Origin of the sequence: Streptomyces sp. NPDC052052 (genome assembly GCF_040680455.1) — a bacterium.
Lineage (GTDB): Bacteria > Actinomycetota > Actinomycetes > Streptomycetales > Streptomycetaceae > Streptomyces.
Genome location: NZ_JBFAWU010000038.1, coordinates 1 through 21059, shown reverse-complemented (window position 1 = coordinate 21059; position 21059 = coordinate 1). Strand labels below are relative to the sequence as shown.

Annotated in this window: 23 protein-coding genes; 8 read left to right on the top strand and 15 right to left on the bottom strand. The window is 71.0% G+C overall.

The window, feature by feature from the left end:
- Window positions 1-75 precede the first annotated feature (75 nt).
- The 3 genes from AB0L71_RS31320 to AB0L71_RS31310 form a co-directional block, all read right to left on the bottom strand.
- Window positions 76-1716: a cation acetate symporter gene (locus AB0L71_RS31320; RefSeq protein ID WP_365249627.1), complete on the bottom strand. Its 1641-nt coding sequence runs from the start codon at window positions 1714-1716 to the stop codon at window positions 76-78.
- Complete coding sequence (locus AB0L71_RS31315; protein ID WP_365249624.1) at window positions 1713-2078, bottom strand: DUF485 domain-containing protein; 366 nt, start codon at window positions 2076-2078, stop codon at window positions 1713-1715. The genes AB0L71_RS31320 and AB0L71_RS31315 overlap by 4 nt, the downstream gene beginning before the upstream one ends.
- Before the next feature lie 434 nt (window positions 2079-2512).
- Window positions 2513-2899: a DUF6281 family protein gene (locus tag AB0L71_RS31310; protein ID WP_365249621.1), complete on the bottom strand. Its 387-nt coding sequence runs from the start codon at window positions 2897-2899 to the stop codon at window positions 2513-2515.
- A 437-nt stretch (window positions 2900-3336) separates the two neighbouring features.
- Here AB0L71_RS31310 and AB0L71_RS31305 point away from each other — a divergent pair, with 437 nt between their 5' ends.
- Window positions 3337-4866 carry a S8 family serine peptidase gene (locus tag AB0L71_RS31305; protein ID WP_365249618.1) on the top strand — a complete coding sequence of 510 codons (1530 nt, stop codon included), beginning with the start codon at window positions 3337-3339 and terminating at the stop codon, window positions 4864-4866.
- 69 nt (window positions 4867-4935) lie between these two features.
- On the opposite strand, the gene AB0L71_RS31300 is transcribed toward AB0L71_RS31305, so the two are convergent.
- The 7 genes from AB0L71_RS31300 to AB0L71_RS31270 all read right to left on the bottom strand — a co-directional run bounded on the left by AB0L71_RS31300 (window position 4936) and on the right by AB0L71_RS31270 (window position 11982).
- Window positions 4936-5979 (bottom strand): zinc-dependent alcohol dehydrogenase family protein, encoded by a 1044-nt coding sequence (locus AB0L71_RS31300; protein ID WP_365249615.1) that lies wholly within the window; start codon window positions 5977-5979, stop codon window positions 4936-4938.
- A gap of 21 nt (window positions 5980-6000) precedes the next feature.
- A complete protein-coding gene (locus AB0L71_RS31295) occupies window positions 6001-6687 on the bottom strand; it encodes a lysoplasmalogenase (RefSeq protein ID WP_365249612.1) in 687 nt (228 codons plus the stop codon).
- Window positions 6688-7040: 353 nt separating this feature from the next.
- Window positions 7041-7754, bottom strand: coding sequence for a VIT family protein (locus tag AB0L71_RS31290; RefSeq protein WP_365249609.1), 714 nt, complete (start codon window positions 7752-7754; stop codon window positions 7041-7043).
- A gap of 25 nt (window positions 7755-7779) precedes the next feature.
- The gene (locus tag AB0L71_RS31285) at window positions 7780-9003 is read right to left on the bottom strand and encodes an amidohydrolase family protein (RefSeq protein WP_365249606.1); all 1224 of its coding nucleotides are present in this window, start codon (window positions 9001-9003) and stop codon (window positions 7780-7782) included.
- A complete protein-coding gene (locus AB0L71_RS31280) occupies window positions 9003-10289 on the bottom strand; it encodes an amidohydrolase family protein (protein ID WP_365249603.1) in 1287 nt (428 codons plus the stop codon). The genes AB0L71_RS31285 and AB0L71_RS31280 overlap by 1 nt, the downstream gene beginning before the upstream one ends.
- A gap of 11 nt (window positions 10290-10300) precedes the next feature.
- Window positions 10301-11185 carry an SDR family NAD(P)-dependent oxidoreductase gene (locus AB0L71_RS31275; RefSeq protein ID WP_365249600.1) on the bottom strand — a complete coding sequence of 295 codons (885 nt, stop codon included), beginning with the start codon at window positions 11183-11185 and terminating at the stop codon, window positions 10301-10303.
- Complete coding sequence (locus AB0L71_RS31270; protein WP_365249597.1) at window positions 11182-11982, bottom strand: acetoacetate decarboxylase family protein; 801 nt, start codon at window positions 11980-11982, stop codon at window positions 11182-11184. The genes AB0L71_RS31275 and AB0L71_RS31270 overlap by 4 nt, the downstream gene beginning before the upstream one ends.
- A 147-nt stretch (window positions 11983-12129) precedes the next feature.
- Between AB0L71_RS31270 and AB0L71_RS31265 the strand changes: the two genes are divergently transcribed.
- The 6 genes from AB0L71_RS31265 to AB0L71_RS31240 all read left to right on the top strand — a co-directional run bounded on the left by AB0L71_RS31265 (window position 12130) and on the right by AB0L71_RS31240 (window position 17658).
- Complete coding sequence (locus AB0L71_RS31265; RefSeq protein ID WP_365249594.1) at window positions 12130-12804, top strand: TetR family transcriptional regulator; 675 nt, start codon at window positions 12130-12132, stop codon at window positions 12802-12804.
- A gap of 29 nt (window positions 12805-12833) precedes the next feature.
- Entirely contained in the window at window positions 12834-13832 is a 999-nt protein-coding gene (locus AB0L71_RS31260; protein ID WP_365249591.1) for a DEDDh family exonuclease, read from the top strand.
- A 63-nt stretch (window positions 13833-13895) separates the two neighbouring features.
- Window positions 13896-14129 (top strand): hypothetical protein, encoded by a 234-nt coding sequence (locus tag AB0L71_RS31255; RefSeq protein ID WP_072482991.1) that lies wholly within the window; start codon window positions 13896-13898, stop codon window positions 14127-14129.
- Window positions 14130-14200: 71 nt separating this feature from the next.
- Entirely contained in the window at window positions 14201-15022 is an 822-nt protein-coding gene (locus AB0L71_RS31250; RefSeq protein ID WP_365249716.1) for an SURF1 family protein, read from the top strand.
- Between the two features lie 75 nt (window positions 15023-15097).
- The gene (locus AB0L71_RS31245; protein WP_365249588.1) at window positions 15098-16897 is read left to right on the top strand and encodes a glycoside hydrolase family 15 protein; all 1800 of its coding nucleotides are present in this window, start codon (window positions 15098-15100) and stop codon (window positions 16895-16897) included.
- A 5-nt stretch (window positions 16898-16902) separates the two neighbouring features.
- The gene (locus AB0L71_RS31240; RefSeq protein WP_365249585.1) at window positions 16903-17658 is read left to right on the top strand and encodes an SDR family oxidoreductase; all 756 of its coding nucleotides are present in this window, start codon (window positions 16903-16905) and stop codon (window positions 17656-17658) included.
- Window positions 17659-17742: 84 nt separating this feature from the next.
- Here the strand turns inward: AB0L71_RS31240 and amaP are convergent, their stop codons facing one another.
- Genes amaP through AB0L71_RS31215 form a run of 5 tightly spaced genes read right to left on the bottom strand, consistent with a single transcriptional unit; the run spans window position 17743 to window position 20060 of the window.
- Entirely contained in the window at window positions 17743-18321 is a 579-nt protein-coding gene (gene amaP, locus AB0L71_RS31235; protein ID WP_365249582.1) for an alkaline shock response membrane anchor protein AmaP, read from the bottom strand.
- A gap of 5 nt (window positions 18322-18326) precedes the next feature.
- On the bottom strand, window positions 18327-19013 hold the full coding sequence (locus tag AB0L71_RS31230; RefSeq protein ID WP_365249580.1) for a DUF6286 domain-containing protein: 687 nt from the start codon (window positions 19011-19013) through the stop codon (window positions 18327-18329).
- Window positions 19010-19363 (bottom strand): hypothetical protein, encoded by a 354-nt coding sequence (locus tag AB0L71_RS31225; protein WP_365249714.1) that lies wholly within the window; start codon window positions 19361-19363, stop codon window positions 19010-19012. The genes AB0L71_RS31230 and AB0L71_RS31225 overlap by 4 nt, the downstream gene beginning before the upstream one ends.
- Before the next feature lie 5 nt (window positions 19364-19368).
- On the bottom strand, window positions 19369-19560 hold the full coding sequence (locus AB0L71_RS31220) for a hypothetical protein (protein WP_365249578.1): 192 nt from the start codon (window positions 19558-19560) through the stop codon (window positions 19369-19371).
- A 32-nt stretch (window positions 19561-19592) separates the two neighbouring features.
- Window positions 19593-20060: an Asp23/Gls24 family envelope stress response protein gene (locus tag AB0L71_RS31215; protein ID WP_365249575.1), complete on the bottom strand. Its 468-nt coding sequence runs from the start codon at window positions 20058-20060 to the stop codon at window positions 19593-19595.
- A gap of 93 nt (window positions 20061-20153) precedes the next feature.
- Here AB0L71_RS31215 and AB0L71_RS31210 point away from each other — a divergent pair, with 93 nt between their 5' ends.
- Window positions 20154-20855: a hypothetical protein gene (locus tag AB0L71_RS31210; RefSeq protein ID WP_365249572.1), complete on the top strand. Its 702-nt coding sequence runs from the start codon at window positions 20154-20156 to the stop codon at window positions 20853-20855.
- Window positions 20856-21059 lie beyond the last annotated feature (204 nt).

Below are 21059 nucleotides of genomic sequence, written 5' to 3'. Positions count from 1 at the left end.
GTCGCAGGGCCTGCGACGCGGCCACGGATCCGAGGTGGGGCGTGGAGCGGACGGCCCGGAGAACCCGGGCATGGCTCAGTGCGCCCCGACACCCGTGAGCGACTTGACCTCCAGCTCGGCGTACTTGCCCTGGTCCGGCTCCTCCTTCGAGAGGAGGGAACCGATCCAGCCGAGCAGGAAGCCCAGCGGGATGGAGATCAGACCCGGGTTCTCCAGCGGGAACCAGGCGAAGTCGACGCCCTTGAACATGGAAGTCTTCGCGTTGCCGGAGACGACTGGCGAGAACAGCACCAGGATCACCGAGCTGGCCAGGCCGCCGTAGATCGACCAGAGCGCTCCCTGGGTGGTGAACCGCTTCCAGAAGAGGCTGTAGAGGATCGTCGGCAGGTTGGCGGAGGCGGCGACGGCGAAGGCGAGCGCCACGAGTCCGGCGACGTTCATGTCGCGGGCGAAGGCGCCCAGGACGATCGCGACCGCGCCGATGAGGACGGTGGCCCAGCGGGCGGCGCGCATCTCCTCCTTCTCGGTGGCCTTCCCCTTGCGGATGACGTTGGCGTAGATGTCGTGCGCGAAGGAGGACGAGGAGGCGAGAGTGAGTCCTGCGACGACGGCGAGGATGGTGGCGAAGGCGACGGCCGAGATCACCGCGAGCAGCACGGCCCCACCGGTGGAGCCGACTCCGCCGAGGTACTCGGCGAGCTGCGGCGCGGCCGCGTTGCCGGCCGGGTTCTTGGCCTTGATCTCGTCCGGGCCGATCAGGGCCGCGGCGCCGAAGCCGAGCGCGATCGTCATCAGGTAGAAGGCACCGATGATGCCGATGGCCCAGTTGACCGACTTACGCGCGGCCTTGGCGGTCGGCACCGTGTAGAAGCGGATCAAAATGTGCGGCAGGCCGGCGGTGCCGAGGACCAGGGCGATGCCGAGCGAGAGGAAGTCCAGCTTCGAGGTGCCGGTGGCGCCGTACTTGAGGCCGGGCTCCAGGAACGCCGCGCCGTGGCCGCTCTTCGCCGCGGCCGTGCCCAGCAGGTCGGAGACGTTGAAGTCGAACTTCAGCAGCACCAGGAAGGTCATCAGGAGGGCGCCGGCGATCAGCAGGACGGCCTTGACCATCTGGACCCAGGTGGTGCCCTTCATGCCGCCGATGGTGACGTACACGATCATCAGCACGCCGACCAGCGCCACGATGAGGATCTTGCCCGCGTCGCTGGTGATGCCCAGGAGCAGGGAGACCAGGACGCCCGCGCCCGCCATCTGCGCGAGCAGGTAGAAGATCGAGACGACGATGGTGGAGACGCCGGAGGCGGTACGGACCGGGCGCTGCCGCATCCGGTAGGCGAGGACGTCACCCATCGTGTAGCGGCCCGAGTTGCGCAGCGGTTCGGCGACCAGGAGGAGGGCCACCAGCCAGGCGACGAGGAAGCCGATGGAGTAGAGGAAACCGTCGTAGCCGAAGAGGGCGATGGCCCCCGCGATTCCGAGGAACGAGGCCGCGGACATGTAGTCGCCGGAGACCGCCAGTCCGTTCTGGAAGGCGGTGAACTGCCGTCCGCCGGCGTAGAAGTCGGAGGCGCTCCGGGTCTGCCGCCCTGCCCAGACGGTGATGCCCAGGGTCGCGGCGACGAACACGGCGAAGAGCGTGATGATCAGCGGTCGGTGCTCCGTGGTCGAGGACGCGGCCAACTGGAGGGCGGGGTGCGAGTGGTACACGGCGCTCATGCGTCGGCCTCCATACGGGACTTGATGGCCTCGGCCCTCGGGTCGAGCTTCGCGGCGGCGTGGCGCGAGTAGAGCCAGGCGATGAGGAAGGTGGTGACGAACTGGGCGAGGCCGAACACGAAGGCCACGTTGATGTTGCTGTACACCTTGGCGCCCATGAAGCCGCCCGCGTAGTTGGACAGCAACACGTACAGCAGGTACCAGACGACGAAGGCGACGGTCAGCGGAAAGGCGAACGAGCGGTGGGCGCGGCGCAGTTCGCCGAACTCCTCGCTCTGCTGCGTCGCGATGAACGCCTCGGTCGTGGGCTGGGCAGGGCTGGCCTCCGTCAGGGCCTCGGGCGGCGGTGCATCGGTAGCCACGGATTCTCCTCGCGACGCGGGTGCGGTGGTGGTGGGCACAGAGGTTTCCCCGGGAAACCACTGTGCCGGGGGTATTGACGCTCCTCCCCCTGACAACGGCACGGAGAGCGCCGCGAAGCGGTTCACCTCGGAATCGCACTTCTCGAACCGGCCGAAGAAAATCGCCCGGGGCGACGGGGCCTCGTCCTGTTGGACGGCCCCCTGATCCTCACCCGCTGCCGCACCGAGAAGGTGCGCTCCGGCACGCACAAGGCCACCGACCTGCTGTTGTTCGCGCTCACCGAACCGATCAGGCTCCCTACTCGCGTGAGTAGTCGCCGACTCACATCAACCGCGCACCCTCAAAACCAGGATGAACCATCCTCAATCCGTCGGACCGGCGGTGCGCAGGTCGCCATCACCGTTCGCTGAGCGGCGCCCTGCGCACCGGGTCGTCATCCGTCGATCAGCTTCCGCACCTCGGGCGGCAGTTCGTCGCCGGCGTACGAGACCACGAACACCGCATCGTCAGGTGTGGTCCCGACCGCGATGGCCGCTTCGGGGGCCACACCCTCCACCCGGTAGGCGTTCGCACTCTCCGGAGATTCCTCTCCCTGGTCCTGGACACCGGTGTCGTTGCACGGTGGGCTGGTCACCGTTCCGAGCTTCTGCCCGACCGTGAAGTCCACGTTCGCAACGTCCCGATAGGTACGGTTTTGGCAGGTGAACCGGAGGACGCAGGACGCCTCCCCGTCGGTACTGCCGGTGGCCGAACACGCGGCTGCCGACACCGTGATGGTTGCCGCCAGCAGCACGCCTGAAGTCCGCCTGATCCAGCTCACGAATATCCCTCCCTGTTGATGCTCCGCCGGCCGAGGGCGTCTCCCTTGCCGAGCACCCTTGATCTCGTCGAGCACCTGAACGAGTTGGTGTCCATGGTGAAAATCTCGCGCCCATCCCCGGCATGGTCCGTTCCCCGGACGTGCCCGGCCTCATGCATGCCGACGCGGCGGATGTCGTACGCGTGTGGAGCTGCTGCCGGTTGGGCTGTTCGTGAAGCCGCCCGGCTACGCCTCTCCCCGGGCTCGAGGTCGGCTGTTCGTCGGACTCGGTGTCGGCCGCTCACCCCAGGGAAACTGCTCGGCGTACGCACTCCCTTCGAACGGAATGACGTCAATTCATTGAAGAAATGGGCTGATCAGCGATAACTTCACACGTCATGTACGCGATCGAGCACACAATGTGCCCGGTCGACCGGCACAGATGATGTGGAGACCTCATGGCTCAGCTGGGATCCAGACGGACTCGCGTGTTGACGCTGCCCGTCGGATTGGCACTCACGGCTTCACTCGGCTTCCTGCCGACAAGTGCCGCATTCGCCGCCCCGTCGGACCAACTGCCCACGGCAGTCGTCTCGACGGACGGCCCGAAGCTGTCGTACGTCGTCAACACCACCCCCGTACACAGCACGGGTGCGGTGCGCCGAGCGATAGCCCAGGCCGGCGGGACGATCGTGACGTCGTACGACCGGATAGGCGTGATCGTCGTCCACTCCTCGAACCCCGACTTCGCGAAGACCATTCGCAAGGCCCCGGGCGTCGAGTCGGCCGGTGCCACACGCACCGCCCCGCTCCAGTCCGTCGCCACGACCGAGGAGGGCGGCACCCAGCTGCTGACCGCCGAGGAGGCCGCACAGGCCACCGCGGACGCGGGCCCGGGCCAGGAGCCGCTGGAGCCCAACCAGTGGGACATCCGTGCCATCCAGGCCGACGAGGCCAGCAAGATCAACGATGGCAGTCCCTCGGTCACCGTCGGCGTGATCGACACAGGCGTCGACGACACCCATGAGGACCTCAAGGCGAACTTCTCCCGGGAGAAGTCGGCCAACTGCGTCGGCGGCGTGGCGGACTCGTCCGAGGGCGCCTGGCGTCCGTACACCGACGGCAGTGACCACGGCACGCATGTCGCCGGCACGATCGCCGCCGCCCGCAACGGCATCGGCATCACCGGTGTCGCCCCCGGTGTCAAGGTGGCCGGGATCAAGGTCAGTGAACCCGGCACCAGCCTCTTCTACACCGAGGCGGTCGTCTGCGGCTTCGTCTGGGCCGCCGAGCACGGCATCGATGTCACCAACAACAGCTACTACGTCGACCCCTGGTACTTCAACTGCCAGGACGACCCGGACCAGAAGGCCCTGCTCGACGCCCTCACCCGGGCCACGAAGTACGCCGAGCGCAAGGGCGTCCTCAATGTGGCCGCGGCGGGCAACGAGAACTACGACCTGGCGTCGAACGAGATCCTCGACTCGTCCAGCCCGAACGACACCACCCCGGGTTCGCGCACCGTGGACCCGCACACGTGCTTCGACATCCCGACCCAGCTCCCGGGCGTCGTCACGGTGACCGCGACCGGCTCTCAGAACGTCAAGTCGTACTACTCGAGCTTCGGTCTGGGCGTCGCCGACGTGTCCGCCCCCGGCGGCGACAGGTGGCAGATCCCGGCCACCCCGGACGCCAACGGCCGTGTGCTCTCGACGGTCCTGGACGGCCAGTACGGCTACAAGCAGGGCACCTCGATGGCCACCCCGCATGTCGTGGGCGTCGCGGCCCTGCTGAAGAGCACGCACCCGAAGGCCACGCCTGCGCAGCTGCAGAAGCTGCTGAAGGCCCAGGCCGTCAACCCGGGTTGCCCGTCCCAGGTCTACAACTCGGCGGGCCAGCTGATCGACGCGACGACCTGCAAGGGCGACGGCCGGGTGAACGGCTACTACGGCCACGGCATCGTCAACGCCCTCAACGCCGTCAAGTAGCCGGCTCCGCACCTCTGCGCAACCGGGGCCGGGCGGGAAGCACTTCCCGCCCGGCCCGTTGTCCTGGTGTCACGGCTTGATGAGGACCTTCAGCGCCGTACGCTCGTCCATCGCCCGGTAGCCCGCGGGGACCTCGTCGAGACCGATGGTCAGGTCGAAGACGGGCGACGGGTCGATCGTGCCGGAGAGCACGTCGGGAAGCAGCTCGGGAATGTACGTGCGCACGGGGGCGACGCCACCGCGCAGGGCTATGTTCCGGTCGAACATGACGCCGAGGTCCAGGCCGTTGCCGCTGCCGTGGGGCACGCCGACGTAGCCGATGGAGCCGCCGTCGCGGGTGATCCCGACGGCTGTGCGCATCGACTGCTCGGTACCGACGGCCTCGATCACGGCGTGTGCGCCCTCGCCGCCGAGCAGTTCCCGTACGGCTTCGACGGCCGCCTCGCCACGCTCGGCGACGACGTCCGTGGCGCCGAAGGCGCGGGCGATGTCCGTACGCGCCTGGTGGCGGCCGAGTGTGACGATCCGTTCGGCGCCGAGCCTCCTGGCTGCCATCACGCCGCACAGACCGACCGCCCCGTCACCGACGACCGCGACCGTGGAACCGGCCTTCACACCCGCGCCGACTGCGGCGTGGTGTCCGGTGCCCAGCACGTCGGACAGGGCGAGCAGGGCGGTGAGCAGATGGTCGTCGGAGGCTGCTGCGGCGGGAAGCCGGACCAGCGTGCCGTCGGCGAACGGGACGCGCACGGCCTCGCCCTGACCGCCGTCGGAGCCGACCGAGCCCCAGAAGCCGCCTTGCGGGCAGGAGGTGGTCAGGCCCTCCGCGCAGTACGCGCAGGTGCCGTCGGACCAGACGAAGGGGGCGACGACGAGGTCACCGACGGTGAAGCCGGTCACCTCCGCACCCGCTTCCTCGACGATCCCGAGAAACTCGTGCCCGATGCGCTGGCCGGGCTGTCGGACGGACTCACCGCGGTAGGCCCACAGGTCGCTGCCGCAGATACAGGCACGCAGGACCCGCAGCACCACATCGGTGGGCTGCTGGATCGACGGGTCCGGAACCTCCTGCACGCGGATGTCGTGGGGGGCGTGTATGACGGTGGCGCGCATGCGTGGGGGTCCTTGCCGATCTCAGATACTGATACCCGGTTCACGGTACGCCCCACGGGTGACGCCGTTCCATCCCGCACCGGGGGCGAGCGCACCGAGGGTCAGCAGGAACTGCGCGGCGAGGTAGGTGAGCATGATCCAGAAGCCGGGGGCGGGCGGCTGCGGCCGGTCGGCGATGCCGGTGGCGATGAGGCCGTCGGAGAGCAGGAAGAGCGCCCCGCCGACACCCGCACACCGCCCGAGCGTGCCGGCCCGGTATGCCATGGCCGTGAGCAGCAGGCTGTAGCCGGTCATCGGAATCCGCAGGCCCGCGGGGAGCCCGCTCCAGAGCAGGGCGAGGAAGGCGGCCAGGACGGCGACGTACGCGGCTCCCGCGGGCAGCGAGGCGCGGGCACGTCCGAAAAGCAGCAGGTAGCAGACGTGGCCCGCGGCGAAGAGGGCCATCCCGATGAGGAAGGCAGCATCGGTGTCGGGGAGGAGCAGGGTGTCCCCGCCCCAGCCGAAGAGCAGCGCGGCAATCAGCAGTCGGGGGCCGCGCCGGGTGGCGGCGTATGCGGCCAGCAGCGGCATCAGCAGCGGTTTGGCGATGAGATGGGCGAGCGGGACGTCGGCGAGGACGGCGAAGAGGTCGACGGCCGAGGCGACGAGGAAGGCGACGAGCAGCGGGCGTACGAGACGTTCCCGCCGGTCCGGGACGGCGGTGGTCATCCGGTGCGCTCCTGAACGGGAACGGCCGTACGGGCCGCTTCGAGGACGGTGAGCAGGACGAAGGCCGGTGTGGACGAGGGGACGGCATCGGGCAGGTTCGGCGGCATGCGAGCACCGTAGAGCCGCGGTGCGGGCGGGACCAGACGTTGTTACCAACAAGTATGCCGGATGCGACGCCGGCGGGTGTCGCACGATCCCGGCGCCGGAGCTTGCGCGGGGGATCAACTTCCCTGCGGGTCATGGACGTTGCGATGCCCCGGCCGGCTACGGCGGTGACCGGCAGACCTGATCCGCTCCGGGGAGACCGTCCGGGCCGGCCACCGCCGTCGCGGCGGACCTTCCCGGACGGGGCGTCAGACCCCCACCGCCCCCAGCAACTCCCCCGCCGCGTAGGTGACCGCCATCGACAACGCTCCCCCGACCACGTTCCGCAGCACCGCCCGCCCCGGTGCCGCGTCGCCGAGGCGGGCGCTCCACCAGCCGGTCAGGGCCAGCGCCGCCAGGACCGCCACCACGGTGACCAGGAGCCTCAGCGAGGCCGGAGGCAGCACGATCGCCAGCAGCGGCAGCAGGGCGCCGACGGTGAACGCCAGGAAGCTCGCGCCCGCCGCATGCCACGGGTTCATGAGTTCGTCCGGGTTGATGCCCAGTTCGACCACCGCGTGGGCGCGCAGTGCGTCGCGTTCGGTGAGCTGGACGGCGGCCTCGCGGGCGACCTCATGGCTCAGCCCCTTGCTCTCCAACAGGCCGGTCAGTTCGACGAGTTCCTCCTCTGGAGCCTCCGCCAGCTCCTTCTTCTCCGCGGCCAGCGCAGCCTTCTCCGAATCGCGCTGGGTGGAGACCGACACGTACTCCCCCGCCGCCATCGACATGGACCCGGCCAGCAGTCCGGCCAGCCCCGCCGTGAGCAGGGTGCCGCGGTCGCCGGTGGCACCGGCCACACCGACCACCAGGCCCGCGGTGGAGACCACACCGTCGTTGGCGCCGAGGACCGCGGCACGCAGCCAGTTCAGCCGTGCGCCGAGCCCCGTGCCGTGTACCTCGTCATGTGCCTGGGAATCCGTCATCCGGGGATGTTCTCACCCCACCCCGTCACCAGACGCGTACCGACCCGCCCGGCACGAAGGCCGGACTGGTCGCACCGGCCGGTACCTCCTTCAGGGGTGCGGCGATCTCCTCCACCGTCGGCCCGACGGTGGCGGCGATACGGTCGAGGGCTGCGAGGTCGAACCCGTAGACACGGGCGGCGTTGCCGCCGGCCATCGCCGCGACCTCGTCGGGAGGCAGCCCGGCGTACGCGATCCGCAGACCCTCGCGCGAGTACGGGGTGGTGCCTTCGTCGTGCGGGTAGTCGCTGCCCCACATGATCTTGTCGAGGCCGATCCGGTCGCGCAGCGGCACCTCGTGGGGCCGCATGAAGCTGGCCCCGACGTAGCAGTTGTCGCGCCACACCTCGCTGGGGCTCGCGCCCATCGAGGCGGCGAGCCCGGCACCGAATCTGGACTCGGCGGTGACCGCCCGGGCGGCCGCGGCGACCAGCCGTCCGTGGTAGTAGTCCAGCATCTCCACGACGCCCGGGATCCAGCCGGAGCCCTGCTCGGTGAGGACCAGTTTCAGTCCGGGGTGGCGGCGGAACACCCCGCCGAAGATCAGGTGCCACAGTGCCCGGTGCGAGAACCAGGTCGTCTCCACCATGAAGACGGCGCGGGCCGCCGGTTCGTCGCCGAGCGGCGGGGAGGCGGATCCGCCGTGGTGGTTCACCGGTACGTCCAGTTCCTCGCAGACCGCCCACAGCGGGTCGTACACCTGGGAGTACAGCTCCGGGACACCGGAGCCGGGCGGGGTGCCGGGGAGCAGGATGCCGCCGGTCAGGCCCGCTTCCTTGGTGCGGCGGACCTCGCGCACGGCCTCCTGCGGGTCGTTGAGGAGGATCTGCGCGACGCCCGCACGCCGGCCGGGCGCCTGCGCGCAGAAGTCGGCGAGCCAGCGGTTGTGGGCGCGCAGGCCGGCCCAGCGCTGTTCGTACTCGGCCCGGGTGGGGGCGGGCGCCGTCAGGGCGGCGGAGGGGAAGAACGGCGGGATGGTGTTGGGGTAGACGACCTCCGCGACGATGCCGTCCGCCTCCAGCTCCGCGACACGGCGTGCGGAGTTCCAGTTGCGGTCGGCGCTGTCGGCGAGGAGATCCTCGAAGGGATTGACGTACGTCGCCGCCCAGGCGTCGAAGTCGTCGTGGTACTTCGCCTCCAGGTAGGGCCTGTAGTCGAGGAGGTCGGCCCCGGCGTGGCAGTCGGCGGAGATGACGGTGTAACGGTCCATCACACCGCCCCCAGGACCGGGAAGTCGTGGCCGGTCAGCCAGTGCCGGCCCACCTCGCGCGACCGCGCCCAGGACGCCTCGACCGCCGCTTGGTCGGCGCTCTGGCCGAGGTCGGCGGGGGTGGGGCCGATGCGCTCGGCGATCGGGGCGAGCCGCGCCGTGTCGAAGCCGAAGACCTCGGCCGCGGCGAGGCCCAGCATGCGGCGGGTCTCGGTGACGGGGATGTCGTGGAAGGTGTCGCGCAGCCACTTCGCGGTGTTCGGCCAGGTGCCCTCGGGGTGCGGGAAGTCGCTGCCCCAGAGGATGTTGTCGATGCCGATCTCGTACCGCTGGGCGAGCTCGCGGCGTTTGGTGTTGGTGGCGCAGACGAAGATCTGGCGGTCGAGGTACTCGTGCGGCGGGCGCTTCAGCTCGGCGAAGGGGGAGAGCTTCTTCCCGCCGTGCGCGCCCAGGTAGAGCCGGTCCATGAACCACAGCAGGTTCGGCAGCCACCAGCAGCCCGACTCGGCGACGCCGAACCTCAGCCCGGGGTGGCGTTCGAACGCCCCCGACCAGAGCAGGAACCAGAGCGGCCGGGCGGGCCACCAGGTGACCTCGGAGACGTAGATCCCCAGATGGTCGCCGTATTCGTGGCGCGGGGCCGCACCGGAGTGCGTGACCACCGGCATGGCCGTCTCGGCCGCCGCCGCCCACACGGGGTCGTAACGGCGGTCGTGGTAGGGGGCCTTGTCGACCCACATGGAGGGAATCATGAGCGCGCCGAGTCCGGATTCCTTCGCCCGGTGGATCTCCGCGACGACCCGGTCGACCTCACCGGTGACGGGCAGCAGGGCGACGCCGCAGTGGCGTTCGGGATGCTGGGAGACGAAGTCGGCGAGCCAGCGGTTGTGTGCCTGCGCGCCCGCCATGCCGAGTTCCGGGTCCTGGTCGCCGGAGAGGCCCAGACCCACACCGAACGGGGCGGCGGTCCGGCTGTCGACGGCGTCCGCGTCGGGGAAGACGACCTCGGCCGCCACCCCGTCGCCGTCGAGTTCCTCGATCCGCCGCGCGGCGTCCCAACCGCCCTTGAGCCCCTCCTCGTTGTCGTGGAACCACCGGTCGGCGAAGGACTCGTTGCGGATGCCGAGGCGGGTCATCTCCTCGCGGCGGTGGTCGCGTCCGGCGAGGAAGTCGTCGAAGTCCCGGTGGAAACGGGGGTCGAGATAGGGCCGGTACTCCTCGGTGGGCAGCCCGGCGTGGCAGTCGGAGGAGATGATCAGGTACGGGTCGTTCGTCTGCGCGTTCATCTGCCCGCTCCTCAGTCGAGTATGAAGCTCTCCAGGTACGACGGGTTGGCCCGGTCGAGCATCGACTGCGACCTGGCACGGATCTGCCGGTCACTGTGCTCGCTGTCCGGCAGCATCCAGAAGCGGTCGGCGCGGATCCCGTCCACGACCGCCTGAGCGACGTCCTCCACGGGTGTGAACTCCACCTCGTGGCCCGCCGCCTGCATGGCGGACTCCCACTGGTCCAGGCTGCGGTACGGGGTCCTGCGCGGACGCTCCTTGGCGTACCGCTCCGGCCGGTTGCGGTGCGACTCCCACAGTCCGGTGCGGAGCATGTGGGGGCCGGGGAAGAGCACCGAGGCGCCGACCGGTGCGCCCTCGGCCCGCAGATGCGCGTACAGCGACTCGGTCATCGTGACGACGGCGGACTTGGTGACCGCGTACACGGAGGCGGTCGGCAGCGGAGCGATCCCGCCGTCGCCGGACGAGGTGTTGACGACATGACCGGGACCGCCGCCCGCGATCATGCGGGGTACGAACGCCTGGATGCCGTGGAAGACACCCCACACATTGACCGCGAAGGCCCACTTCCAGTCGTTCGGTTCGTGCTCCCACATCCGGCCCTCCGCCCCGGAGCCGACACCGGCGTTGTTGCAGAGGACGTGGACGGCACCGAAGGCCTGGTACGCCGCTTCGGCCAGGTCCTGCACGGAGTCCCGCTCGCCGACGTCCACGACCCGGGCCAGCACCTGCGCGCCCTCCTCCCGCAGCTCCTCGGCCGCCTTGCCGAGCGCGGCCTCCTCCACGTCGGCGAGGACGACCTTCAGTCCCTCGGTCGCGAACCTGCGCGCCATCGCGCGTCCGATGCCGCTCGCGGCGCCGGTGACGACGGCGACCTGCCCCTCCTCCAGCCTCATCGGACGCTCCCTTCCGGCAGGCCGTCGTGGATCTGCTGCGGGTCGTCGTAGCGCTGGTGGACGTAGGGCAGCAGGGCCTCGGCGCTCACCCGCGCCACGACCCTGCCCCGCTGGTCGCTGGTCTTCTCGCCGATGGTGAGGTCGACCAGCCGTCGCACGGGGAGGTCGGCGACCGGGTCGTACACCGACTCACGCAGCACCACGTCGCCGGAGATCCGCTCCAGTCGGCGGACCTTCTCGTGGCGGGTGCAGTGGACCAGGACCGGGCCGGAGTCGAAGCCCTCGCCGTCCACGGAGGGGAGGAACTTGAAGTAGAAGTCGGTCTTCGTCACCGGTCCGGGCAGCGGGAGCGGTCCGTCGACCGCGCCGCGCACCTCGACGAACGCGATGCCGTGCCGGGCGAGCGCGGCCCGGACCACGAGGCCGTCGCGTTCCACGGTCACCTCGCCGAGCTTCTTCGGTTCGCCGAACACCTCACGGCCGCCGATCAGCGCCCGTTCCTGGGTCATCGGCATGACGAGCGGATACCAGCCCTCATGGCCGTCGTGGACGGCGGCGACGGAGACGGAGCCCGCCCCGAGCGGGTGGCCGGAGAGTTGGACCGTGCTGATGTTGGCCCGGACCAGGGGGCGCCGAGCGGGTTCGAGGGGCGGTGGGAGGACAGCCGCCACCGCGTCGGGGTCGCTCTCCCACAGGGCCACCACACCGGTGGACCAGATCTCGGGAAGTGTGGAGCGGGCCGCGCGGGCCGCCGCGATCTCGGCCTCGGTGCGCGCGCCGTACCGTACCCGTGCCATGCCGTACCGCCCTTCTCGATCGTCCGTTTCCTCGTCTTCTCCGTACTGCCGGGTCGCCGGGTCTGCGATCCTGTAACACAGTTACACCGATGCCGATGAAGGGTAAATAGGCGTGCACGCAACGGAGTTCGGGAACCGGGGAGCACGGTGGCGCGACCTTCACTGACCCGCGAGGAGGTCCTGGACGCGGCCTCCGTCCTGGTGAAGCGGCACGGTCCGCAGGCCCTCACCATGCGCGCCCTCGCCACGGAACTGGGCACCGCGGTCACGTCGATCTACTGGCATGTCGGCAATCGCGAGTCGCTGCTGGACGCGCTCGTCGAGCGGACCGTGCGGGAGATGGGCGCCATCCGCCCGGCCGGCCCGACCCCGGCGGCCCGGATCGTCTCCGTCGCCCGCGGTCTGCGCCGCGAGCTGCGGGCCCGGCCGCATCTGATCGCGATGGTCCATGAGCGGGGGCTCACCGAGCGGATGTTCCTGCCCGCGCAACAGGCCCTCGTCCACGAGGTGCACGCCGCGGGACTGCGTGGGGCACGGGCGGCCGCCGCGGTGCGGGCGGTGCAGTTCCAGACCGTCGGCTTCCTGCTCGTGGAACGCAACCGGGAACGGTCCCCCGTGCAGTCCCCCGGCGAGGGCGATCTGTGGTCCGCGTCCACCACGGACGACGACCCGGCACTGTCCCGCGCGCTGGCCGGGCCCGCCGACCCGGAGCGGCTGTTCACGCAGTCCGTACGAGCCCTGGTGGAGGGACTGCTGACCGTCCCCCCACCCCGGGCATCGCACCGCACGGCCGGCCCGCGGGGGCGGGGGACGACCGAGTAGGAGACTGTCGGCGGCGGCCCGTATTCTCTGTGACCATGCTCGACGACCGCCAGACCGCAGCACCGTGGCCGACCGCCTACCCCCAGGGGTACGCGGTCGTCGACGTGGAGACCACCGGACTCGCACGGGACGACCGGATAGTGTCGGCTGCCGTCTACCGCCTGGACGCACAGGGCAACGTCGAGGACCACTGGTACACCCTCGTCAACCCGCAGCGCGATCCCGGCCCCGTCTGGATCCACGGGCTGACCAGCGAGGTCCTCGAAGACGCCCCGCTCTTCCCGGAGGTCGCCGCCCAGCTCTCCGAACGGCTCGCGAACCGCGTCCTGGTCGCCCACAACGCGGCCTTCGACTGGTCGATGCTGGCGCGGGAGTACGCCCGGGCCTCGATCACCGCCCCCGTCGAGCAGCGGCTCTGCACGATCGCGCTCTCCAAGGAGCTGCGGCTGCCGCTGCCCAACCACAAGCTGGAGTCGCTGGCCGCGCACTTCGGAGTCGTGCAGCAGCGCGCCCACCATGCCCTGGACGACGCCCGGGTGCTGGCCGAGGCGTTCCGGCCGAGCCTGCACGCGGCGGCGCGGGGCGGGGTGCGACTGCCGTTGCTGGAGTGCCGTCCGCTGACGGAGTGGTCGGACTCGCCGGTCGCACCGAGGATCGGCCACCAGCCGTCGTACGGCCGGCCCAGCTGGCGTCCCTCACGCAAGCGTCCGGCGTGCCCGTATCCGAACCCCGGCCGGTACGAGAACGACAAACCCCTCATGCAGGGCATGCGGGTGGCGTTCTCCGGTGACACCTCCGTCGACCGTGAGCTGCTGGAGGACCGGGCGGTGGAGGCCGGGCTGCATGTGGCGACCAGCGTGTCCCGGCTGACCAGCCTGCTCGTGACCAACGACCCGGACTCGGTGACGTCGAAGACGGTGAAGGCGAAGTCGTTCGGCACACCGATCCTGGACGAGAGCGCGTTCACCCATCTGCTGCGCGATGTGGCACCGGCCGCGCCGCGGGGGGCCACACCGTCATCGGAGTGAACCGGGGCGACTCGCCCGCCCGCCGCTCGCCCACCGCCGCTCCCGCGTCCCACCCTGTGGCGCATGGCACGTTGTGAGGTTTGCGGAAACGACTACGGCATGTCCTTCGAGGTGCACGCGCAGGGCGCGGTGCACGTCTTCGACTGCTTCTCCTGCGCCATTCACCGCATGGCGCCCATCTGTGAGCACTGCCGGGTCCAGATCATCGGCCAGGGAGTCGAGGTCGACGGGCACTGGTTCTGCGGCGGTCACTGCGCCCGCGCGGAGGGGAAGGTGGGCATCATCGACAAAGTCTGACCACCGGCCGCCGCTCCTCCCCCTCCCACCCCTCTGCGGTGCGCCCCATGACGCAGTTGTACCGTCGTGGGGTGTACCGCTTCCTATGGACCCGGCAGTGGCTGATCCTCGCCCTCATCTGCCTCGTACTGATCCCCACGATGGTCGAGCTGGGTTTCTGGCAGTTGCACAGGCATGAGCACAAGGTCGCGCAGAACGCCCTGATCTCCCGCAACCTCGAGGCGAAACCGGTCCCGGTGGCCTCGCTCACCTCCCCGGGCCACGTGGTCCCGCAGTCGGACTACTGGCGCACGGTGACTGCCACGGGTACCTACGACACCGCGCACGAGGTGGTCGTACGCCGCAGGACCTCCACCGACGACCGCATCGGCGTCCATGTACTGACCCCGCTCGACCTCAAGGGCGGCGGCACGGTCCTGGTCAACCGCGGCTGGGTGCCCGCCGCGGCCAGTCAGCGCGACTTCCCCGACGTGCCGGCCGCGCCCCGCGGCGAAGTGACCGTCACCGGACGGCTCAAGGGCGACGAGACGACGAGTGCCAGCGGCATCAAGGACATCTCGGGCCTGCCGGACCGCCAGGTGATGCTGATCAACAGCGCCCAGGAGGCCAAGAGGCTCTCCCGGCCGGTGCTCGGCGGCTACATCGAACAGACCGCGCCCGAGCCGGCCGGCGACTCCCCGGAGCTGATCGCGGGACCCGACGCCGGCTCGATCGGCCCGCACATGGCATACGCCGTGCAGTGGTGGCTGTTCGCCGCCGGTGTCCCGGTCGGCTACGTGGTCCTCGCCCGCAGGGAGAAGCGCGACCGGCTGAACGCCGCGGCCGAAGGCTCCGGCGGGGAGGACGCCTCCGGTCCGAAGGAGCCCGGGCAGCCGGAACCCGCGAGGGCCTGACGGGGACCGGCACCTCCCGCCTCTCGTGGGACAAGGGCTGCTTAACGAGGCCCGGGTCCGGGAACACGCCAGAACGTGACCCCACGCATCGAGGACTACGCCCTCATCGGCGATCTGCAGACGGCCGCCCTGGTCGGCAGGAACGGTTCTGTCGACTGGCTCTGCCTGCCGCGCTTCGACTCGGGTGCCTGTTTCGCCGCGCTGCTGGGCGACGAGAACAACGGACACTGGCGGATCGCCCCGAGGGGAGCCGACGTCTGCACCCGGCGCGGCTATGCGGGTGACTCCCTCGTCCTGGAGACGTTCTGGGAGACCCGTACCGGCACGGTGAAGGTCATCGACTTCATGCCGCAGCGGGATCAGGAACCCGATGTCATGCGGATCATCGAGGGCATCAGCGGCACCGTCGAGATGAGTTCCGTGATCCGGCTGCGTTTCGACTTCGGATCGATCGTGCCCTGGGTGCGCCGCTCGGAGGGGCACCGGGTGGCGGTCGCGGGGCCGGACTCGGCCTGGCTGCGCAGCGAGCCTCCGGTCAAGACATGGGGCCAGCAGTTGTCCACCCGTTCGTCGTTCACCGTCTCCGCGGGCGAACAGGTGGCGTTCGTCCTGACCTGGCACCCCTCGCACTCGCCCCGGCCCGATCTCGTCGACCCGTTCGAGGCCCTGGAGAACACCCTGTCGGACTGGGCGGCGTGGTCCGCGCGGTGCAGGTACCGGGGCCCGTACCGGGAGGCGGTGATCCGGTCGCTGATCACGTTGAAGGCGCTCACCTTCGGCCCGACCGGCGGGATCGTGGCGGCTCCCACCACCTCGCTGCCCGAGGAGATCGGCGGCGTACGGAACTGGGACTACCGCTTCTGCTGGCTGCGGGACTCCACCCTGACCCTCGGTGCGCTCCTCTCGGCCGGCTACGTGGAGGAGGCCGCAGCCTGGCGGGACTGGCTGCTGCGGGCCGTCGCCGGGGACCCGGCCGACCTGCAGATCATGTACGGGCTGGCGGGTGAACGCAGGCTGCCCGAGTCGGAGCTGCCGTGGCTGAGCGGCTACGCGAACTCCGGGCCGGTCCGGATCGGCAACGCCGCGGTACGCCAGCGTCAGCTGGATGTGTACGGAGAGGTCCTCGACTCCTTGCGGCTCGCGCGCGAGGCGGGTCTGGGCGACAAGCCGCACGCCTGGAATCTCCAGCTCAGCCTGCTCGGTTTCCTGGAGTCCACCTGGCGCGAACCGGACGAGGGGTTGTGGGAGATCCGCGGCCAGCGCCGCCACTTCGTGCACTCCAAGGTGATGGCCTGGGTCGCCGCCGACCGCGTGGTCCGCACCCTGGAGAAGAACCCCTCGCTGACCGGTGACGCCGAGCGGTGGCGGATGATGCGGGACGCCGTGCACCGGGAGGTCTGCGAGAAGGGCTTCGACCCGGAACGGAACACCTTCACGCAGTCCTACGGCTCCCGGAATCTGGACGCCGCGGCGCTGCTGATCGCGCGGACCGGCTTCCTGCCGCCGGACGATCCCCGGATGATCGGAACGGTCGACGCAATCCGGGCCGAGCTGGGCAGCGGCTGCCTGGTCCGCCGCTACAGCACGGACGGCGGCTCCATCGACGGACTGCCCGGCAGCGAGGGGGCCTTTCTGGCGTGCTCGTTCTGGCTGGCCGACGCCCTGCTCCTGACCGGGCGCGCCGAGGAGGCCGGAGAGCTCTTCGAACAGCTTCTGGCCCTGCGCAACGATGTGGGGCTGCTCGCCGAGGAGTACGACACCACCCACCACCGGCAGCTCGGCAACTTCCCGCAGGCGTTCAGCCATGTCGGGCTGGTGGGCACCGCCATGGCCCTGGCCGGGGAGAACACCCTGGAGGGCGGCACGGCAGGATAGGGCCCATGGATCTTGGACTGAAGGACCGTGTGTACATCGTCACCGGAGCGAGCCGGGGACTGGGCAACGCCACGGCGCGGGCGCTGGCCGAGGACGGCGCGCGGGTGATCATCACCGGCCGGGACGCCGAGCGCGTGGAGGCCGCCGCGGCCGAGCTGGGACCGGACGCCGTCGGCCTCGCCGCGGACAACGCCGACCCGGCCTCCGCGCAGCGTCTGGTGGACAGCGCGCACGAGCGGTTCGGGCGGCTCGACGGCGTGCTCATCAGCGTCGGCGGACCGGCGCCCGGTTTCCTGGCCGACAACACCGACGAGCAGTGGCAGTCGGCCTTCGAGTCGGTGTTCCTGGGCGCGGTTCGGCTCGCCAGGGCCGCGGCGGCCGTGCTCGGCGAGGGCGGGGTCATCGGCTTCGTGCTCTCCGCCTCCGTGCACGAGCCGATCGCCGGACTGACGATCTCCAACGGTCTACGCCCCGGCCTGGCCGGTTTCGCCAAGTCGCTGGCCGATGAGCTCGGTCCCCGGGGCATTCGCGTGGTGGGTGTGCTGCCGTCGCGGATCGACACGGACCGGGTGCGTGAGCTGGATGCGCTCTCCGGCGATGCGGAGGCCGCCCGTGCGTCCCATGAGGCCAGCATTCCGTTGCGGCGCTACGGCACGCCGGAGGAGTTCGGCCGGACCACGGCGTTCCTCCTCTCGCCGGCGGCCTCCTATCTGACGGGCATCATGCTGCCGATCGACGGCGGCGCCCGGCACGGATTCTGAAACCACGCCGACACTCCCCTGCTCGCCGGACGGGCCCGGCTCCTCGGGCCCGTCCGGCAAGCGGACAGACTGCGGCAGGATCCGTCAACTCACCCGTTCCGCCCGGTGCTTGACCTCCTTCATCCGCACCTCGGCCGGCAGCTCGGCCAGCCCCGCCGAATCCCGCGCATGGGCCAGCGCCTGGTCGGTGAGGCGGCCGAGCGTCTCGGCCGGCGCCGCGTGCGGCTCCATCCGCAGGCGGATCCGGGCGTGCGGCGTACTGCGGCGGCCGGTCAGGCGGACCTGGGCACGGGCCACCCCGTCCAGGGTCCCGGCCTCGTCGGCGAGCACCCCCTCCAGGGCCCGGCCCCGCAGCAGCGCGCCCTCGCCGTCGCCGCTGTCCACCAGCACCTCGGCGAGGCGGGCGCGTCGCAGCTGGGCCAGCAGCCACCACAGGGCGAGGACCACCACGACGGCGAGGGCCGCGATCACCGTCGGCCACCACCAGCCCTCACCGCGCCAGCGCTCCCGGGCGGCCTCGCTGAGCAGCACGTCGCCCTTGCCGTACCAGGGCCACCAGGACGGCACGGAGAGGCCGAGTCCGGCGGCGAGCGCCGCACCGCCGACGCAGATCAGCACCAGTCCGGCCAGACCGAGCAGGACCCGGTTGACGGTTCTGAGCATCGGGCTCACCCCTTCTTCACGGGACGGCGGACCTGCACGGACAGGCTCGGCGCTCTGGCCAGGCCCAGCTCCTTGATGCCGGCCCCGAGCGCGGTGTCCAGATCGGCGCGCACGTCGTCGAGTTCACGGAAGTGCGAGACCGCGCGCACCGTGGCCCTGCGGCGGCCCATCCGGACCCGGACCGACTGCACGCCCGACACCTCGATGGCCCGGTCCCGCAGGACCAGCGCGGCCGCGGCCCGGTCGAGTCCGGCCCGTACACCGGGGCGGTCACGGCGCATCGGCAGCAGGGCGCGGAGTCCTGGGGTGACGGCGAGGACGAGCAGCCACAGGCCGATCAGTACGGCCACCGCCGCGCCCACCCGCACCAGGACGTCGTCCAGCGGCCGGCCGGCGAGTTCGTCGGCCAGTGTGCGGCGCCACCGCATCGCCGGATGACCGGCCCGTACCGCCGCGATGTCGTAGAGCAGCAGACCGGAACCGGCGGCGGTGACCAGGGCGAGCAGCGCCGCGGGGATGCGGCGCGGGGACCAGAACCTGGGCGCCCTGCCGTCGCCGTCCTGCTGGGTGTGCACCGGGTCGTAGGCGGCGGACGAGGCGGACTGGTCGAGTTCGAGGACATCGCCCTCCTCGACCGGCCGGACCGTGGGCAGCCGCTGTGTGAGGTGTTCCGGTTCGTGGGGCTCGGTCATCGGATCCTCCCCTGTGCCGCGATGCTCGCTCCCGACGGATGCAGGCGCTCGACCTGTACGGCCACCTCGGGGACCTCCATCCCCGCCAACGCCTTTACCCGTTCGACGACATGCCGACGCACCCCGCCGCACTGGCGCCCGATGTCGCAGGGGTATCCGAGCTCCAGGCTCACCCGCACCCGGGCGGTCTCACGGTGCACCGTGACCGTGGCGCGCGGCGATGCGCCTTCCTTCGGTGGATCGTCGACCGCCTCCTTCGCCGCCTGCGCGGCGATCTTCGCCACCACCCGGTCGGCGATCCGGGTCTGCCCGCGCTCGCCGGCGGGCACCCGCCCGCTCACCCCCGACAACGCCGTCACCGCCGTCGTTCGCCGCGTTCGCGGCTCCGGAAGAAGTCGCCGGGTTCCAGGTCGCCCTCCAGGAAGCGACCGGCGACGAAGCCGACCGCTCCCAATGCCGCCACCAGCAGAAAGGCCCCGAATCCGCCGAAGTAACCGGCGAATCCGAGTGCCATGCCGGCGATCATGCCGACCACAGCCATGTTCATCGTGCGCTCCTCAACTGCCGTGCGCCGAAGGACTACTGAAGACGGGGCTCGGGCTCTTCGTCCTCCTCGTCGGGCAACTTCACGTCGCTGACCGCGATGTTGACCTCGACGACTTCGAGGCCTGTCATCCGCTCGACCGCCGCGATGACGTTCTCCCGTACGTCCCGGGCGACATCGGAGATCGACACTCCGTAGTCGACGACGATCTCCAGGTCGAGGGCGGTCTGCGATTCACCGACCTCTGCCTTGACTCCCCGGGTGACGGACTTCCCGCCGCCCGGGACCCGTTCCCGCACCGCGCCGAAGGTACGGGCGAAGCCGCTGCCCATGGCATGGACACCGACCACGTCACGGGCCGCCATGCCCGCGATCTTCTCGACCACGCCGTCGGCGATGGTCGTACGGCCACGGGAGCCGGGGTCTCCCCCGCCGCGCCTGGTGAGCGCACCGGATTCCTTGTCGGGGTGCTCGGGACGGTTCCGCTGTGGGGTTTCGGTCATCGCCGCACTTCCCTTCGGGGCAGGTTGGGACCTCCTTGCCCACATTAAGTGCGCTTGCCCCGTCTCGCGCCGTGGATGCGGCAGGCTGGGGAGATGACGACGGCTGACGGCCCGGACAGGGCCGAGGGATGGACGGCAGCGGTTCGGCAGCGGCTCGGCCTCGGCCGGCTCCTCCCCCTGGGTGGTCCGGCGGACGGGGCCTGGATCTCCGAGCGCGCCGCGGCCGGGGTGCTGCGCGACGCGACGGGCGGGCCCGGTCCCGGGCCGGTGCTCGGGGACCTCAGGATCTCCGTGGCCGATCCGGACAGGGCACCGGAGGCGGTGGTGGAGCCGCCGCCGAGCGCTCTTCCGCCGGGGCCGCTGCGGATCGAGGCGACCATGTCGGCCATGTCCGACCAGCCGCTGCCCGCCGCGGCGGAGACACTGCGCTCGGCGCTGCTGACGGCGGCCGCGCACCGTCTGGGCCTGGTGGTCGCGGAGGCGGATCTCCGGGTGACGGAGCTGCTGGACGAACCACCCGAACGGCAGGTCACCGCACCGGCCGACGTGCACCCGGCGAGGCCGCAGGGAGCGGCGGGGACGGCCGCCGCGGGTGTTCCGGGTGTCGTGGCGCTGACCCGGGTGCTGGGCAGTGCGGTGCACACGGGTCCTGGCCGTGTGCGGATCGAACTGGCGACGGACGCGGGCCACCGGGCCCTGGACGTGGCACGTGCGGTGCGCGGCGCGGTGGCGGAGGCGGTGGAGGGGCACCCTTCGGTCGCGGTGCTGATCACCGCGGTGGTGGAGCAGGACTGATCGCGGGGCCCGGCCGGGCGGCCACCGGTCGCGGGCCGGCGAGTGCGCCGGGCGGGCCCGGGGCCCGGGCCCACCGGGTGACGAGGCCGCGGGCCTCCCGGCCGAGTGGCCGAGAAGATCGCCAATCTCGATCCCGACCTCATCCTCGTCCCGAACACCTACGAGGAAGAGGTCGTCGAGCAGCTCAAGGCTGTCGCCGCCGTC